The organism is Corynebacterium sp. (assembly GCF_030532195.1).
GTDB lineage: Bacteria > Actinomycetota > Actinomycetes > Mycobacteriales > Mycobacteriaceae > Corynebacterium.
Genome location: NZ_JAUNLP010000007.1, coordinates 1 through 16,831, shown reverse-complemented (window position 1 = coordinate 16,831; position 16,831 = coordinate 1). Strand labels below are relative to the sequence as shown.

Here is a 16,831-nt window from a genome sequence, read left to right as displayed (position 1 = left end):
TGTGAACACCAGTGAATTTCGGGCCTATTCTGAGAAAACCCTCGCGTCTCTAGCCTGAAACATTTACTCTTGTTCACATGTCTTATTTCCCTAACAAAAATGGTCTAGATTTGCCCGTTACACCACTGCGATTCCTCGAGCGCAGCGCCCGCGTCCACCCGAACAAGGTCGGCTTCGTCGACGGCCCTCGCCGCATCACCTTCGCCGAGATGGCAGCGGATGCTCAGGCATTCGCGCACGCGCTTATCGACGACGGCCTGAAGAAAAACGACCGCGTCGGCGTATTGGCAGCCAACAGCTACGAAGCCCTGTTGGCACAGTTTGCCATTCCACTGGCCGGCGGCGTGGTGGTAGCCATTAACACTCGCTTGGCAGCCAAAGAAGTCGAGTACATTCTCAGCCACTCCGAGATCACTACCCTGCTCGGTGAAAAACCGCTGATTGACAAGGTACTACCGACGATTGGTCACCTGCTGAGGCAAGTCATCTATATTGCCGATGAAAAGGGCATCGAGCCCGATGTGACTGACACCGCCGGTCACCAGGCGGAGAATATTCAGGCGGCGACTTTTAGTCAGTACTTGGCTGGCGACGGCGTCGTAAAGCGTGAAAAAGATCGCCCCAACCTGCCCTACACCGTCGATGACGAGCATGACCCCATTGCCATTAACTACACCTCGGGCACGACGGGCAAGCCGAAGGGCGTGGTCTACACGCACCGCGGCGCGTACCTGAATGCGCTGGGGCAGGTGCAGACGATGCACTTTGACCACTACACCGTCTACCTGTGGACGCTGCCGATGTTCCACTGTTCTGGCTGGTGTACGGGCTGGGCTGCGATGTCGACGAGCGCGCGCCAAGTGGCGATTCGCGCCGTTCGCGGCCCCGAGATGTGGCGCCTGATTCTGGAGGAGGGTGTCACGGCGATGTGCGGTGCGCCGGCGGTGCTGACCACACTTGTCGACGATGACAACAAGCGTCGCGTGACCAACCTGCGCATCATGACCGCCGGCGCGCCGCCGAGCCCGACCATCATCACGCGCTGCGAGAACATCGGTGTGGAAATCACGCACGTCTACGGCCTGACTGAGTCCTACGGCCCGTTTACCGTCTGCGAATCGCAGCCGGACTGGAAGGACATGACCGTGCGCCGCCGTGCCGTGCTGAAGGCGCGCCAGGGTGTGGCCACCGTGACGAACCAGGACGTGCGCATCGTCGGACAGACAGACGCACTCGACGCGCCGCTGATTGACGTGCCTCACGACGGTGCCACGATTGGTGAAATCATCATGACCGGAAACGGCGTCATGAATGGATATTTCAAGGATCCCGAGGCCACTGAGTACGCCTTCCGCGGTGGCTGGTTTCACACCGGTGACCTGGGAGTTATGCATCCCGATGGCTATATTCAGCTGCTCGACCGTGCCAAAGATGTCATTGTCTCCGGTGGTGAGAACATCTCCACCATCGAGGTAGAACAGGCGGTGGTCAGCTACCCAGATGTATCCGACTGCGCCGTCATCGGCGTCCCGGATGACAAGTGGGGTGAGCGGCCACGTGCCTACGTGGTGCTGCGGCCGGAAGCTTGCTGCAATGGCACCGAGGAGGAAGTCGCCGAGCACAACAAGCGGGTGGCCGATGTTGTGATTGCGCACTGCCGCGCCCACATCGCGGGTTACAAGATTCCCCGCGATGTGGTGGTGATTGATGAGCTACCGCGCACCTCCACGGGCAAGGTACGCAAGAACGAACTGCGCGACCTGGCCTGGGAGGGTGAGAAGGTGCGGATTAAGGGGTAGTTGAGTTACCGGGGGATATTCAAAAGTTCGAACAAAATCGTTCACTTTTGTGCCCTCCGCACCTGCACAAATGTGATTATGCTCGTAGTCATAAAGGCAATTCATCCCACCTCTTTTTCTAGGAGTGACCTCGAATGACACAGGCTTCCGAAACCCCGCTGAAGGGTGCCAAGATTCCGTTCGATGCCCCTGTTCAGTCCGGCATTGAGCAGCCAGGCCAGGCACATCTTCGCCTCATCGCATTCGATCTCAAGGACGGCGTCGACGCAGCAGGCCTAAAGGATTTGTTCTCCACGCTTACCGACGTCGCCCGCCGCCTCACCCAGGGCCAGGACATCGAGGGGTACCTGGAGCCGGAGATGGTCGCAGCCACTGCCAACCTGACCATTACCGCCGGTTTTGGTGAGCGCATCTTCGACATCCTGGGCAAGCCAGAGCGCAAGCCGGCTGGCCTGCATGATATTCCGGCATTCCAGCACGACATGCTTCGCCCGGAGTGGGGTCAGTCCGACTTCGCTCTGCAGCTGTGCTGTGATGACCTCGCCACTACCTCTGCCGCAGCCCGCCTGCTGGAAAAGAGCGCTGCCCCGTGGGCAACCGTGAAGTGGTTCCAGAAGGGCTTTTCCTACGCGTGGGGTTCGCAGCCGCACGGCGCTACCCCGCGTAATCCGCTCGGTCAGCTCGACGGCACGGTCAATCCCTCCACTGAAGAAGAGTGGGCCGAGCAGGTGTGGATTGACTCCGAGGACAAGGCCATCAACAATTCCTGCATCATGGTCGTTCGCCGTATTGCGCTTGACCTCAATGGCTGGGATGAGCTCGACACTGACGAGCGCTCCATTGTTATCGGCCGTGACTTCCACACTGGTGCACCGCTTTCCGGCGGCGATGACGAGTTCGACGAAGAGGACATGGACGCCGTCGATGAAAATGGCGAGTACCTAATTCACCGCCAATCTCACCTGGCACTTTCCCGTGAGCAGGAGGGCCAGCCTGACGACGCTCTGCGTCGCCGCGCCTTTGCCTACGAGGACCAGCCTGGTGAGCCGGCCTTCCCATTCGAAGGGCCAAACGTTGGCCTAGTCTGGATTGCATTCCAGAAGAACCCGGACAACCAGTTCAGCGCAATTCAGGCTCGCCTGGACCGCGGTGACCTGCTCAATGAGTGGAACCGCCACATCGGCTCTGCTGTGTACTGGATTGCCCCCGGCACGACCCCGGATTCCTACTGGGGTCAGGAACTGATTGAGGGGTAGGAGCCACTTTTACTCTCAGCGTCTGTTCTGCGTTCAGCTGGCGACGCTAAGAGCAAATGTGAAACTGGGTGGTCATCGGCCTATTTCGTTCATACGCAGTGCCCTCCCCCCCTCCCAGTTCGGCGTGGTCTACAAAGGGATAAACAAGTACCAAAAAAGAAAGTGACTAGGTTTATGGCATTTGAACTGCATTTTTTATGCAGCTTCCTGCCATAAACCTAGTCACTAACTTGGGGCGTATTGCTCGCAAACGCCTGATAGTTCCAACGCGCCTCAATTTTCAAAGGAGCAATCAACGCTTTGTGGCCAATCAGCGCTATCTGCAGATTTGGGGATGTTCAACGGTCAAAACCTGAGTCGTTCCACAACTGACAAGTAATGTTTCCTGACCGCGATTTCACTGCAGCGTAATAGTACTTTCCGTCAGAACCATGCCCGAGGCTCATTACCGGCATGGCATCGACTGAGCGGTGAAGGAGCTGCGGAGGCATCCCACACCACATCTGATGGAGGAGTGGGATTCGACATAGCAGTAGCACAGGAGCCTGCTCAACCTGCGTGGCTTACTAACACCAACCGATTGCGCCTCTGCCGTTTCCCCGCCAGCGCCACAGCCTGAAATCGGCCCGAAATGAATAGGCCACAACCTACAACGATCGCAATCGCTGAGCCGATTAGAAGTTGTAACTAGTCACCAATCTGGTCACGGCCACGCTTCACAATCTTCGGATCCGGAGTACCGACCAACTCGTGGTCCTTCTCCGTGTACTCGAACTTGCTGAGCACGTAACGCATTGCGTTAATGCGGGCACGCTTCTTGTCGTTGGACTTAATGGTGATCCATGGAGACTCATCGGTGTCCGTGTAGCGGAACTGCTCTTCCTTGGCGCGGGTGTAGTCATCCCAGCGATCCAGCGAAGCGAGATCCATCGGAGAGAGCTTCCACTGACGCACTGGGTCAACCTGGCGGATTGCAAAGCGGGTGCGCTGCTCCTTCTGAGTCACGGAGAACCACAGCTTGGTCAGCGAAATGCCGGAGCCCAAAATCATGTTCTCCAGCATCGGAACCTCACGCAGGAACTCTGCGTGCTGCGACTCAGTACAGAAACCCATCACGCGCTCAACACCAGAGCGGTTGTACCAAGAGCGGTCAAAGAAGACAATCTCACCAGCACATGGGAAGTGTTCAATGTAACGCTGGAAGTACCACGAAGTGGACTCACGAGGAGACGGCTTTTCCAGTGCAACAGTGCGAGCACCACGCGGGTTCAGGTGCTCATTGAAACGCTTAATAGTACCGCCCTTACCGGCGGCGTCACGGCCTTCGAAGAGGATGATGTGCTTCTGACCAGTTTCCTTGGTCCAGTTCTGCCACTTCAGAAGCTCAATCTGCAGCTTCCTCTTAATCGACTCGTATTCCTTGCGAGTCATTCGCTCATCATACGGGTAGCCATCGCGCCAAGTATCAACCCGCTCACCGTCTGGGGTGACCAGTACCGGATCGTCCTCATCAGAGTCATCGACGACGTAACCTTCGGTCTTCGCCAAATCGACGATGTGGAATTCCTCTTCATTCTTGTCAGCCATACCGTTAATCTTACTGAATAATTCCGCGATACGTCCCCCAAGAGGGTGTCCTTACCAGCAATTTCCCAGCATTCATCAAGATTCATTCCCGATTATGAGGGGAGATTTCCGCCCCTGTTCAGGCTCCCGATGTCTACAGTGAAAAGTATGTTGTTATCCGAAGCACTTGCCTCACGGGCAGAGACAGCCGACCGGCTTGCAGAAGTTAAGCGTCGTCTAGCACTTGTCGCGCAGGTGCAGGAAGGCGATACACCTGATGAAAATCCGCAGGAGCTCATCGCCGAGGCCGAACGCCTGATGGTTCGCTTCGAGTGGCTGGTTCGCTCCATCAACACCACGAATTCCGCCACCGCATTCGACGGCACGACGCTTAGCGACGCACTTGCGAAGCGTGATCACTTGCTCTCCCAGCGGCAGTTCTACACTTCCGTGGCCGACGAAGGTTCAGCGCGACGCGACCGTTACTCGGCCTCCGAAATCCGGTATGTCTCCACTGTGGACATTCAGTCACTTCGCAAGAAGGCTGACCAGGCAGCAAAGGAATACCGCAGTTTGGACACTCGTGTCCAGCAGGTGAACTGGTCGACTGAGCTTATCGAGGCCGACAACAAACCAGCCGAGTAAGCCAGAGATCTGACGCAGCGGTCTTGCGCTGCGGCCTAGCACTGAACAGTTTTCCGCTACATTCGAAGTAAGTCGGTAGTTGCAACTAGATTGTCGGCGAGCGTGACGGCCCGTCTCTGGCCCTAAAAGAGACACCGAGATCTCACTCACCTGTACTGAGGCGGCAGGATCCTATTACTGACAGTCCTCAGAATCGCGTACATGAGTAAAGATTATCGATTATTTGTCACTACCGAGCGCTGAGGCATCTGTTGCAACGAGGGTGGGTTCGGGGACTTAATACTTCTTTTTCGCGGGATGACTCTCCCCCACCTGGTACACCTCATTAACTGTTAATTTGAGCCCTACCGGCGCCGCCACAGACCCCAAAGTATCGGTTAAAGCCGTCCACAAACCAGTAAATGACGCAGACTCGCATGTTTGGCGCTGTTTTCACGCTTTACGACGGCCGCGACCTGGGCTTTTAGCGAGCCAAAACAAAAGCGCCGATGGAACCAAATTGATCCCATCGGCGCCCCAAAAGCTCAGCCAGCCAGCAACCAGCTGGATGTCAGCTAGGTACTCCTAGATTAGAAGCCCATGCCGCCCATCTCGTCGCCACCCGGCATTGCCGGCGCAGCCGGTTCCGGCTTGTCAGCGACAACAGCCTCGGTGGTCAGGAACAGAGCTGCAATGGAAGCAGCGTTCTGCAGTGCGGAGCGGGTGACCTTCACCGGGTCGTTGATGCCAGCTTCCATCAGGTCAATGTACTCACCGGTAGCAGCGTTCAGGCCCTCGCCCTTCGGCAGGTTGGCAACCTTCTCGGTGACGACGCCGGCCTCGAGACCAGCGTTGAGTGCAATCTGGCGCAGCGGAGCTGCGAGGGCTGCACGGACGATGCGGACACCGGTTGCCTCGTCGCCGGTCATCCCCAAATCGTCGTCAAGCACGTGCGAGACCTGCAGCAGTGCGGAACCGCCACCTGCGACGATGCCCTCTTCCACAGCGGCCTTTGCGTTGCGGACGGCGTCCTCGATGCGGTGCTTGCGCTCCTTGAGCTCAACCTCAGTTGCGGCACCAGCCTTGATAACGGCAACGCCGCCAGCCAGCTTAGCCAGGCGCTCCTGCAGCTTCTCCTTGTCGTAGTCAGAGTCGGAGTTCTCGATCTCAGCGCGGATCTGGTTGACGCGGCCTTCGATAGCGGACTGCTCGCCAGCACCCTCGACGATGGTGGTCTCGTCCTTGGTGACGACGACCTTGCGAGCGCGACCCAGCAGCGGCAGGTCAGCGGTCTCAAGCGACAGGCCGACCTCCTCGGAGATGACCTGGCCGTTGGTCAGGATAGCCATATCCTGCAGCATTGCCTTACGGCGATCGCCGAAGCCCGGAGCCTTCACAGCGACGGACTTGAAGGTGCCGCGAATCTTGTTGACGACCAGAGTGGACAGAGCCTCGCCCTCGACGTCCTCAGCGATAATCAGCAGCGGCTTGCCGGACTGCATGACCTTCTCCAGCAGCGGCAGCAGCTCCTTGATGTTGGAGATCTTGCCGGAGACCAGGAGGATGTACGGATCCTCCAGGACTGCTTCCTGGCGCTCCATGTCGGTGGCGAAGTAACCGGAGATGTAGCCCTTGTCGAAGCGCATACCCTCGGTCAGCTCCAGGTCGAGGCCAAAGGTGTTGGCCTCTTCCACGGTGATGACACCTTCCTTGCCGACCTTGTCCATAGCGGTGGCAATCAGCTCACCGATAGCCGGGTCCGCAGCGGAGATACCAGCGGTAGCAGCAATCTGCTCCTTGGTCTCAATATCCTTAGCGGACTCCAGCAGCTTCTCAGTAACAGTGGAGACGGCCTTCTCGATGCCGCGCTTGATACCCATCGGGTTGGAGCCAGCAGCGACGTTGCGCAGGCCCTCAGAAACCAGAGCCTGAGCCAGCACAGTAGCGGTGGTAGTACCGTCACCAGCGACGTCGTCAGTCTTCTTGGCGACTTCCTTGACCAGCTCTGCGCCGATCTTCTCGTAAGGATCCTCAAGTTCAATTTCACGTGCAATAGAGACACCGTCGTTGGTAATCAGCGGTGCGCCCCACTTGCGCTCGAGGACGACGTTGCGGCCCTTCGGACCCAGCGTGACCTTAACGGCGTCGGCCAGGGTGTTCAGACCCTTTTCGAGACCGCGACGGGCCTCCTCATCGAATGCAATCATCTTAGCCATGAGGTTTGAAGAACCCTCCGTATGTTTAAGTGGCACTTACATGGAAAGTTGACCCAGGTGCCCGCGACGGCATGTGATTTGAGGGAAGCGCCGCCCTCTCCATCACCGGAGTCAACACTGTACTTGTATCAACACGACTTGTATCAACACGTTTGTCGTTGAATTTGTTAGCACTCAGTTAAAGCAAGTGCTAATTCACTTTTCTAGCACTCAACCCCTTCGAGTGCAAGGTTTACGAGCCTGACAGCACGACTATTGTGCGCCTAGACTGGTCGCTCATGAGCATTATTAATAAGGAACTCACGGACTCGCTGCGCGACCACATCAGCGCGCAGCGCGACACCATCCGCACCCAGCTGACCAAGCTGGTGTCCTACCCTTCCGTGCACGGCACCGCGGAAACGAAGCAGGCCTGCATCGACGCTGCTCAGGCCGTCACCGACATGTACGCCGAGCTCGGCATTGAGCTCGAGCACCATCACACCGTCGACGGCTCGATTGCGCTGTCGGGTTTCGTCCCCGGATCGTCGGAAAGCGCGAAGACCGTACTGCTCTACTCCCATTACGACGTCCAGCCGGCCGGCGACGAATCCGCGTGGACGGCCGACCCGTGGACGCTCGATGAGCGCGATGGCCGCTGGTACGGCCGCGGTACCGCAGACTGCAAGGGCAACGTCGTCATGCACCTCGCCGCACTTCGCGCGCTGCGTGACGACGCTATATCCGACCAGGTCGAGATGCCGAACATCAAGATTATTGTGGAGGGCTCGGAGGAGCGCGGTTCTGCGGGCCTTAATAATCTCATCGCCACGCAGCCGGCGCTTTTCGACGCCGATGTCATCCTCATTGCGGATGTCGGCAACGCGGAAGTTGGCCAGCCGACTCTGGTGACCACTCTGCGTGGCACTGCCGATGTCGAGGTTCGAGTGGACGCCCTGGAGGGGCCTGTGCACTCCGGCATGTTCGGCGGCGCTGCCCCGGATGCGCTGGCGGCACTTATTCGCATGCTCGATAGTCTGCGCGATGAAAACGGCTTTACCTCTATCGACGGCCTGGACTGCAGCCAGCGCTGGGAGGGCCTTGAATACGATCCGGAGACCTTCCGCGCTGATGCGGGCGTGCTGGACAGCGTTGACCTAATCAGCGATGACAACACCTCCGTATCGGACCTGACATGGGCACGCCCCTCCGTCATTGTCACCGGCATCGACTGCCCGCCGGCGACGAATGCTGTCAATGCCATTCCGGCGACGGCGAAGGCGCACATTAACTTCCGCATCCCAGGTGGCGTTGACCCGGCCGAGGCTCAGGAGGCACTGGAAAACCATCTGCGTGCACATGCTCCGTGGGGTGTGAAGGTCACGGTCGAGCGCGATGAGCTGGCCAATCCGTTCCGCGCGAATGTGGAGGGCGAGGTTGTCCAGCTGGTGTCCGACAGTCTTTCGGCAGCCTACGGCAAGGAGACCGCCACCTTGGGCGAGGGCGCTTCCATCCCGCTGTGCGCCACTTTGCTTGAGGCTGTTCCAGACGCTGATATCGCTCTCTACGGCGTAGAGGAACCGCAGGCTCGCATTCACTCCGCCGATGAATCGGTCGATCCAAATGAGATTCGCGATATCGCCATTGGTGAGGCCATCTTCCTGGCTTCGATCAACGGCATTTAGAGATTTAGAGGCATTTCTATACGTAGTTACTGACTCGTTTCACCAGCAGACTCGAAGATACGTATTTACCCTGTTCACGGCCGCTAGGATCAACCTGGCGGCCGTTGCCATTTCTTCGAAAATTGTCAAGAAATTTGCCGAATTGACTTGTGTCACAACTTTTGCCTGTAGTACAGTGCGACTCATGCAGACGAACATTCTTAAGCGAGTAGCGAAGGCTACGAACCCCGGTGGAGGCCGACAGGACTAACCCCTCCACACGGGGTCTCTGGCCGCAACTTTTTAAAGCACCTGGTTGGTCCGCCACTTAACCGCCACAGCAACCAAGCAAAGGACCACAAAGAATGTTTACCGCTCGCACCTCCAAGAACATGTCCACTTCGACGACATTCACGGGTAAGCGCCCATCGTTGGAGAATCAGGACGAAGGCAATGTGCGAACTTATTCCGACGATCCGTTTAGGGCTCGTTTCGGCCACCGCCTCCCTCGTGGTTTGAGGCAAGAAGCTCGCGGAATGAGCTGGCGAAATTTCAAGGAAACTTATTCGCCGACCAACGGCCCGGTTCAGATTAAGAACTTCGAGGCAACTCGCGGCACTCTGGGGCGCTGGAACTGCCACGCTGATTTGTCCATTACGGACGAGGACGGCAACACCCGCACCTTCACGCAAGAAATCACCGCTATGGGTCCGGTGTCGGCTTGCACCAACCTGCTGGCTGACGCTGGCTACCGCGTAGAGATTGTGGAATTCCACCAGTTCGAGATCTTCGAGGCTACAGCTACCTTCGTCTACGCTGGCCACAACAATGACCATGTGTGGACAATGGGCTTTGGCCAGACCCCGGAGGACTCGGTGCTTACCGCTCTGGTCTGCGCTGCTAACCGCCTGCACGGTTAAGCCGCTGCAATTACCCCCGAATTTGCAGTCCATTCGGGCGGTAATTGCCCATTTCCAAAAATATAGACTCGTCCCCAGCTCAGCACATTTTCCCCCGAACGGGGTTGCACGATGGTTCGTTTTTCATCCATGATGAAATAGTGATTACTCTCCTGTGCATCCTGTTTGCGACGGCAGCGATTGCACCATGGACGATTAAGTGGTTTGGAACCCGTGGTTTCCTCCTTCTCAGCCTTCCGCTGGCAGGTGGTGCTATTTACACCGGCACGCACCTGGTGCGCATAGCGCAGGCAGGAGCAGCGGAGGTAACACCAGCTGTCACGCATTTTTCGTGGATGCCACGAATCCATTTGGACGTGACGCTTCGGCTGGGGCCAATTGAATCGCTTTTTGGCACGCTGGTTTTGACCATCGGCTTTCTCGTACTGGTGTATTGCTCCGGTTACTTCGTCAATCCGCCGCCTGGCAAGCGCCGCAGAATCGGCGCGTTTGCCGCTCAGATGGTCGCCTTCGCCGCGGCAATGTACGGCCTGGTCATCAGCGACAACATCCTGTTGATGTTCGTCTTTTGGGAAATCACGTCGGTACTGTCCTTCCTGCTGGTTGGCTACTACGCCGAACGTGCCTCCTCCCGCCGCGCCGCTGGCCAGGCACTCCTGGTCACCACACTGGGCGGCCTTGTCATGCTGGTCGGCATTGTGCTGATGGGCGTGACCACCAACTTCTGGAATTTCTCCGACCTGACCGCCCCGGATGTACTCACCACCGCACAGCTAAACTCCCCGGCTATCGCCACGGCGGCTGTTCTGCTGGTCATCGGTGCCCTGTCCAAGTCCGCTATCGCGCCCTTCCACTTCTGGCTGCCCGGCGCGATGGCGGCGCCGACTCCGGTGTCGTCCTTCCTGCACTCTGCCGCAATGGTGAAAGCTGGCGTGTTCTTGGTCGCCCGACTCGCGCCAACTTTTAGTGCCACAAACGCGTGGCATCTCACTATCATTCCGCTCGGTCTTTTGACCATGATTATGGGTGGCTGGATGGCGCTTCGCCAAAAGGACCTGAAGCTGATCATGGCGTACGGCACTGTCAGCCAATTGGGCTTCATTATCACGGTGTCGTCGATAGGCACGCGTGCGACGATGCTCGCGGCGCTGGCGCTGACACTCGGCCACGCGATGTTCAAGGCCGCGCTGTTTATGGTCGCGGGCACGATCGACAGGCTGACGGGTACGCGCGACATTCTGAAACTGTCCGGGCTTGGTTCAAAGGCACCGCAGCTGTTGATTATTTCGATTCTCGCTGCGGCGTCGATGGCGGGTGTGCCGCCATTCTTCGGCTTCGTCGCTAAAGAAGCTGCGCTCGATGCAACGCTGAAGGCATCGCCACTGCACGGTATGCCGTCGGTGTTTACCACGCTCGGCCTGGTGGTTGGCTCGATTCTCACCGTCGCTTATTCGCTGTATCTGCTGCGCGCCGCGTTCGGCACCAAACCGCGCACGCACGCCAGCGGTGGCGGCACCTCGCAGGCCGTCGCGGAGATGGACTCGCCCACGTGGGCGCAGGTCGGCCCCGCCTGGCTGCTGGCGATTTCGGGGCTTGTCTTTGGCCTGGTGCCGCGCCTTCTTAACGGCATCATCTCCCCCTACCTGGCCGAAGCATTCCCGCAGTCGGACAATCGCTCCGAACTCGCACTCTGGCACGGATTCACGCTGCCACTGGCGCTGACCGCCCTCATCCTGCTCACCGGTGCCATCATGCACTGGCAACGCAAACTGGTCCGCCAGTTGCAGTTTGATCAGCCCGCACTGGGCAATGCCGATGCGCTTTACGACGGCATCCTGGACTTCGCCCGCCGTCTTTCTCTCCGTGTCACTGCGTGGACGCAGCGCGGTTCCCTGCCTCTTAATGAGGCCGTCATTTTGCTGGTTCTCATTGCCCTGCCTATTGGCGCTCTGCTGCTCGGTGAGCGCGATGAGCTGCGAATGGAGCTGTGGGACTCCGCCCCGCAGGGTGCGGTTGCTCTGATTATGATTGTCGCGGCACTTGCGGCAACGCGTCTGAGCAACAGGCTCTCGGGTGTGATCATGGTCGGTGTCACTGGCTATGGTCTGGCCATCATTTTTGCTATGTACGGCTCTCCGGATCTGGCGCTGACACAGCTGCTGGTGGAGACGGTCTCCATGATTATTTTCGTGCTGGTACTGCGCACGCTGTCGCCAAAGGCCCCGGCATCGAATCCGAAGTGGACTCGCCAGCGCGCCTGGCTCGCCATCGCAGTGGGTGTCACGGTTCCCATTCTGGCTGCGTTTGCCATGGGGTCCCGTCGCACGGACACCATCGCCGGTGATATTCCCGCGCTGGCCCACGATATTGCACATGGCCAAAACGCGGTCAATGTTTTGCTGGTGGATATCCGTGCCTGGGATACCTTTGGTGAGATTACGGTGCTGGTAATGGTCGCTGTCGGCATTACCTCGTTGGTGTTTCGCACCCACACGGTCTATGCCCGTTCTAAGATCAAGCACAAGTCGCAGCCACGCCTCGGTAATCGCTGGTTGAAGACCACAGATACCTCCGGGCAGGCCGAGCGGATGCGCTACCCCATCATGGTTTTGGTCGCCGCACGTCTGCTCTTCCCCGCCATGATGGTGTTGGCTCTGTACCTGTTCTTCGCTGGCCACAATGATGTCGGCGGTGGTTTCGCAGGTGGCTTGGTGGCTGCATTGGCACTGACTATGCGCTACCTCATCGGTGGGCGTCATGAGTTGGCCGCCACCTTGCCAGTCAGCGCCGAGTTTTTGCTCGGCGGTGGTTTGCTGTTGGCCGTCGTCAGTGCTGTCGGGCCGCTGTTTGTTGGCTGGGCACCGCTGAGTTCGTGGTACGGCTCGGCGGAGATTCCGCTGTTCGGCGAGGTCACGGTGGTCTCCCCCATGCTGTTTGACCTCGGTGTCTTCCTCATCGTGGTGGGCACCATTGTCTACATCCTGCGCAGCTTGGGTGGCCGCATTGACGTCGAGATGCAGCGTCGCGCTGAACGCAACCGTTCACGTCGCGTCTCGCGCGCAGCCATCGGGCACTCTCGCCACCTGCGCAACAAGCTAGCTGCAACGCAACCGAAGGCAGAGCCTGCGGAGGCGGCGAAGTCAGCTATTAAACAGGCCACTTCTAAAACCGAAGGAAAGGACGCACCTCAGTGATTCTCAACTCTGTGCTTCTGGCAACCGTCGGCACGCTCCTGGCCGCCGGGGTGTATCTTTTCCTCGACCGTTCCCTGACCAGGATGCTGATGGGGCTGCTGCTGATGGGCAACGGCATCAATCTGCTGATTTTGCTCGGCTCGGACGAACCCGGGCAGCCGCCCATCTGGGATCGAAATTCGCTGGTGAGCAACGCACAGGCTGACCCGCTGCCGCAGGCATTCATCCTCACGGCAATTGTTATTTCCATGGGTATGACCGCATTCCTGCTGGCACTGGTCTACCGCCAGCATGTCTACCGCGTCACCGACCACGTGCAGGATGACCATGAGGACCGCAGCCTGGCCAAGCGAAGCGTGAGCGATCCAGCGGCCGCACCGGACCACGACAAGTCCGACGACCCCATCACTGGCCGTCCAACGGAGGCCGGCGACAAGTTCGGCCCGAAGAGCTTCGAAAAGCCGATTAGCGCCGTGCCACCGCACTCCAAGGGAGGCGACGACGATGACGACTGAGCAACTCATTCTCACTCTGATTCCGCTGCCGATTATCGTCCCGGCAGCCACCGCGGCTATCGCGCTGCTGTTTGCGCGCTTTCCCCGCTTCCAGCAGGCGCTGTCGCTAGCTTCGCTCGGCGGACTGCTGATCATTTCGGGGGCGTTGGTCTACCTGATTCACGTCCACGGCATTCACACCGTCCAAGTCGGCGGCTGGGATGCACCGATCGGCATCACTCTGGTGGCCGACAACCTCGCGGTGCTCATGATTACCGTCTCGCAGCTAGTGCTCTTTGCGGTCATGTGGTTTGGCATCGGTCAGGGTATTAGCGATGGTGACGAAGATGAGCCCATCGCGGTCTTCGTTCCGACATACATGCTGCTCAACATGGGTGTCTCCATGGCCTTTCTGGCTGGCGATCTGTTCAATATGTATGTCGGCTTCGAGGTCCTGCTCGTGGCCTCCTATGTGTTGTTGACGCTGGGGGCATCGTCGTCACGCATCCGCGCAGGCGTGTCGTACGTGATGGTCAACATGCTGTCCTCCATGGTGTTCCTGCTGGCGATTGGCCTGGTGTACCAGGCGGTCGGCACGGTGAACTTCGCGCATATCTCGCTGCGTATGGAGGACATCCCCGACGGCACCCGCACCGCGATTTTCGCGGTCCTGCTGGTCGCGTTTGCGGTGAAAGCCGCAGTGTTCCCGCTGTCGTCGTGGCTGCCGGACTCCTATCCGACCGCCCCGTCGCTGGTCACCGCTGTCTTCGCGGGTCTGCTGACGAAGGTGGGTGTATACGCGATCATCCGCACGCGCAGTGTCGTCTTCCCCGACGGCAGGCTTGACAACGTCCTGCTGTGGGCCGGTCTGGCAACCATGCTGATGGGCATTCTCGGCGCCATGGCCCAAAACGACATCAAGCGACTGTTGTCATTTACGCTGGTGTCGCACATCGGCTACATGATTTTCGGTATTGCGATTGGCAATACGCTGGGGCTTAGCGGTGCGATTTTCTACATCGTCCACCACATTCTGGTGCAGACGGCACTGTTCCTGGTCGCCGGACTCATCGAGCGCCAGGCGGGCTCGTCGTCACTACGCCGCCTGGGAGGACTGGCCAAGGCCTCGCCGCTTCTGGCCGCGCTCTACCTGATTCCCGCGCTGAACCTGGGCGGTATCCCGCCATTTTCTGGCTTCCTGGGCAAGGTCATGCTCATCGAAGCCGGCGCCCACAACGGCTCGACCACTGCGTGGATTCTCATTGCCGGATCCATCATCACCAGCCTGCTAACCCTCTACACCATGGTGATTGTCTGGTCTAAGGCCTTTTGGCGCGACCGCTCGGATGCCCCCGACGGCGACGTCGTGCTGGCGCAGCCGGCCGCACTTCGCGAACGCACCAAGATGGTTGCCATCGAAGAGCGTGACGACGTCGGTCGGATGCCAATCGGCATGGTAATGCCAACAGCCCTGCTAGTCATTGCCTCTGTCGGCGTGACCGTGCTGGGCGGCCCACTGTCCAATGTGACTTCCCAGGCCGCCAGCAATGTAGCCAATGTAGATGAGTATCGCGCGGCGGTGCTCAACATTGACACCACGGATGCTGACGGCTTGCAAGAGTTGGAAAACCCCGGTCGTAACACGCGCCCGTGGGATCCTGATTCGAAGACACAACGCCCAACAAGCGCTATCGACGAGGCGGTGACAACTCATGAGTAACGAAACCACCAGTTCGACGGCCACTTCGACGGCTTCCCCGAAAACAAGCAGGAAGACGCGCCGCCCACCGCGGATTTCAGTGATGATCTTCCTGTTCACCCTGGTTATCTGGGTAATGCTCTGGGGCGAGTTGACGATTGCCAACGTGGTCACCGGCATTATTGTGGCCACGCTGCTCAACCTCGCTATGCCGGTGCCGCCGGCCACTGACCTGGATTTGAACGTCGGCGGGCTGGTACGACTGTTCGGCTCCTGGGCCATCGACTTCGTTGTCGCCTCGGTCCACGTGGCCTACCTGGCCATTCGCCGAGCAGATCCGCCACCGACCGCAATTATCAAAGTGCCGATGCGTACAAATGCCGACATTTCGCTGGCGACGGCCATGGCCCTTATCAACCTGCAACCGGGCGGCATCATTGTGGACGTCGACAAGCAGAAGAAAATCCTGACCATGCATTTGCTCGACGCTTCTTCCACGGGCAATATCCAGCGCCAAATTGCGCAGTTGACCAGGATGGAACGGCGAGTGATTCGCGCATTTGAAAACCGTGATGTCCATGAGCCGCCGAAATCCAGGGCGGCGCAGGCCGCGCAGGCCGAAAGGAGTAACCGATGAACCCGGAAGTTTTTAACACTCTGCTCGGTGTGGCTGCTGCGGGCTATTTCATTGCGGTGCTCATCACGCTTGGCCGCATGATTGCGGGCCCGAATTCACTCGACCGCCTGGTGAGCCTCGAATCCATGGCCGCAATGCTGCAGGGCATGCTCGCGGCGTTTATGGCCTGGACGCTGGACACTTCAGTGGTCTACCCCATGCTGGTCATGGCGCTGCTGGGATTTTTGTCCTCGCTGGCAGTGGCCAAGTTCCGTGTCCCCGATGAGCGCGGTAAAGCTAGCGGACCGACTGCTGCGAAGGGAGAAACAAAATGATTCTGGTGGCAGACATCATCGCTATTGTGCTCATCCTCGCCGGTTCACTTTTGTGCGTTGCGGCATCGGTGGGCCTGGCGCGCTTCCGAGACACCATCAGCCGCATGCACGCCTCGGGTAAGCCACAGACCCTTGGGCTGATGCTGACACTGACCGGTGCGCTGATTTACGTGCTCGTCCACGGGGCCGACAGCGTTCCGACCTACAGTGACCTGGCTCTTCTTGTGCTCATCATCTTCTTCGCCGTCGGCACGTCACCGGTTGTCAGTAATCGCGTGGGCCACGAGGCGTTCAAGGAGCGCCTCGTCGACGAAGACTCTCTTGCTCGCGATGACAGCCGGGAACCGCGGGAGAAGGCCTGATGCGACACAGTTAGTGACTGCGTTTATGGCAAAGTGACTAGGTTTATGCACGGGTAGGTTCTAGCGGTGAATGCATCACCACTTTTCGACCAGGAGAAGTAGTGAAG

Annotated in this window: 13 protein-coding genes; 11 read left to right on the top strand and 2 right to left on the bottom strand. The window is 58.7% G+C overall.

Translation table 11 applies throughout. From position 1 onward, the window contains the following. Positions 1-77 precede the first annotated feature (77 nt). Together Q4E11_RS08335 and Q4E11_RS08330 are read left to right on the top strand one after the other, a co-directional pair. Entirely contained in the window at positions 78-1,799 is a 1,722-nt protein-coding gene (locus Q4E11_RS08335) for an AMP-binding protein (RefSeq protein ID WP_303165126.1), read from the top strand. Between the two features lie 134 nt (positions 1,800-1,933). Continuing rightward, positions 1,934-3,055 carry a Dyp-type peroxidase gene (locus Q4E11_RS08330; RefSeq protein ID WP_303165125.1) on the top strand — a complete coding sequence of 374 codons (1,122 nt, stop codon included), beginning with the start codon at positions 1,934-1,936 and terminating at the stop codon, positions 3,053-3,055. A 687-nt stretch (positions 3,056-3,742) separates the two neighbouring features. Here Q4E11_RS08330 and ppk2 read toward each other — a convergent pair. Then, positions 3,743-4,642, bottom strand: coding sequence for a polyphosphate kinase 2 (gene ppk2, locus Q4E11_RS08325; RefSeq protein ID WP_303165123.1), 900 nt, complete (start codon positions 4,640-4,642; stop codon positions 3,743-3,745). A 147-nt stretch (positions 4,643-4,789) separates the two neighbouring features. On the opposite strand from ppk2, the gene Q4E11_RS08320 reads away from it, so the two are divergent. Further along, the gene (locus tag Q4E11_RS08320; RefSeq protein WP_303165121.1) at positions 4,790-5,266 is read left to right on the top strand and encodes a DIP1984 family protein; all 477 of its coding nucleotides are present in this window, start codon (positions 4,790-4,792) and stop codon (positions 5,264-5,266) included. 569 nt (positions 5,267-5,835) lie between these two features. Here Q4E11_RS08320 and groL read toward each other — a convergent pair. After that, positions 5,836-7,461 (bottom strand): chaperonin GroEL, encoded by a 1,626-nt coding sequence (groL, locus tag Q4E11_RS08315; protein WP_303165119.1) that lies wholly within the window; start codon positions 7,459-7,461, stop codon positions 5,836-5,838. Positions 7,462-7,739: 278 nt separating this feature from the next. Between groL and Q4E11_RS08310 the strand changes: the two genes are divergently transcribed. The 8 genes from Q4E11_RS08310 (at position 7,740) to Q4E11_RS08275 (ending at position 16,724) form a co-directional block, all read left to right on the top strand. Continuing rightward, positions 7,740-9,125, top strand: a complete 1,386-nt coding sequence (locus tag Q4E11_RS08310; protein ID WP_303165117.1) for a dipeptidase — start codon at positions 7,740-7,742, stop codon at positions 9,123-9,125. Positions 9,126-9,469: 344 nt separating this feature from the next. Beyond that, on the top strand, positions 9,470-10,024 hold the full coding sequence (locus Q4E11_RS08305) for an acetyl-CoA acetyltransferase (protein WP_303165115.1): 555 nt from the start codon (positions 9,470-9,472) through the stop codon (positions 10,022-10,024). Between the two features lie 140 nt (positions 10,025-10,164). Continuing rightward, positions 10,165-13,218, top strand: coding sequence for a Na+/H+ antiporter subunit A (locus Q4E11_RS08300; protein WP_303165114.1), 3,054 nt, complete (start codon positions 10,165-10,167; stop codon positions 13,216-13,218). Next, positions 13,215-13,733, top strand: a complete 519-nt coding sequence (locus Q4E11_RS08295; protein WP_303165113.1) for a Na(+)/H(+) antiporter subunit C — start codon at positions 13,215-13,217, stop codon at positions 13,731-13,733. Before Q4E11_RS08300 ends, Q4E11_RS08295 begins: the two co-directional genes overlap by 4 nt. Further along, the gene (locus Q4E11_RS08290; protein WP_303165112.1) at positions 13,723-15,432 is read left to right on the top strand and encodes a Na+/H+ antiporter subunit D; all 1,710 of its coding nucleotides are present in this window, start codon (positions 13,723-13,725) and stop codon (positions 15,430-15,432) included. The genes Q4E11_RS08295 and Q4E11_RS08290 overlap by 11 nt, the downstream gene beginning before the upstream one ends. After that, positions 15,425-16,048 carry a Na+/H+ antiporter subunit E gene (locus tag Q4E11_RS08285; RefSeq protein ID WP_303165110.1) on the top strand — a complete coding sequence of 208 codons (624 nt, stop codon included), beginning with the start codon at positions 15,425-15,427 and terminating at the stop codon, positions 16,046-16,048. Before Q4E11_RS08290 ends, Q4E11_RS08285 begins: the two co-directional genes overlap by 8 nt. Further along, entirely contained in the window at positions 16,045-16,362 is a 318-nt protein-coding gene (locus Q4E11_RS08280) for a monovalent cation/H+ antiporter complex subunit F (protein WP_303165109.1), read from the top strand. The genes Q4E11_RS08285 and Q4E11_RS08280 overlap by 4 nt, the downstream gene beginning before the upstream one ends. Further along, complete coding sequence (locus tag Q4E11_RS08275) at positions 16,359-16,724, top strand: monovalent cation/H(+) antiporter subunit G (protein ID WP_303165107.1); 366 nt, start codon at positions 16,359-16,361, stop codon at positions 16,722-16,724. Before Q4E11_RS08280 ends, Q4E11_RS08275 begins: the two co-directional genes overlap by 4 nt. Positions 16,725-16,831: the final 107 nt, after the last annotated feature.

Bases quoted from the DNA above. Each gene is read 5' to 3' on its own strand.
- Q4E11_RS08330 (WP_303165125.1), top strand. From the start codon at position 1,934: ATGACACAGGCTTCCGAAACCCCGCTGAAGGGTGCCAAGATTCCGTTC.
- Q4E11_RS08285 (WP_303165110.1), top strand. From the start codon at position 15,425: ATGAGTAACGAAACCACCAGTTCGACGGCCACTTCGACGGCTTCCCCG.
- ppk2 (WP_303165123.1), bottom strand. From the start codon at position 4,642: ATGGCTGACAAGAATGAAGAGGAATTCCACATCGTCGATTTGGCGAAG.
- Q4E11_RS08310 (WP_303165117.1), top strand. From the start codon at position 7,740: ATGAGCATTATTAATAAGGAACTCACGGACTCGCTGCGCGACCACATC.
- Q4E11_RS08305 (WP_303165115.1), top strand. From the start codon at position 9,470: ATGTTTACCGCTCGCACCTCCAAGAACATGTCCACTTCGACGACATTC.
- groL (WP_303165119.1), bottom strand. From the start codon at position 7,461: ATGGCTAAGATGATTGCATTCGATGAGGAGGCCCGTCGCGGTCTCGAA.
- Q4E11_RS08320 (WP_303165121.1), top strand. From the start codon at position 4,790: ATGTTGTTATCCGAAGCACTTGCCTCACGGGCAGAGACAGCCGACCGG.
- Q4E11_RS08280 (WP_303165109.1), top strand. From the start codon at position 16,045: ATGAACCCGGAAGTTTTTAACACTCTGCTCGGTGTGGCTGCTGCGGGC.
- Q4E11_RS08290 (WP_303165112.1), top strand. From the start codon at position 13,723: ATGACGACTGAGCAACTCATTCTCACTCTGATTCCGCTGCCGATTATC.
- Q4E11_RS08335 (WP_303165126.1), top strand. From the start codon at position 78: ATGTCTTATTTCCCTAACAAAAATGGTCTAGATTTGCCCGTTACACCA.
- Q4E11_RS08275 (WP_303165107.1), top strand. From the start codon at position 16,359: ATGATTCTGGTGGCAGACATCATCGCTATTGTGCTCATCCTCGCCGGT.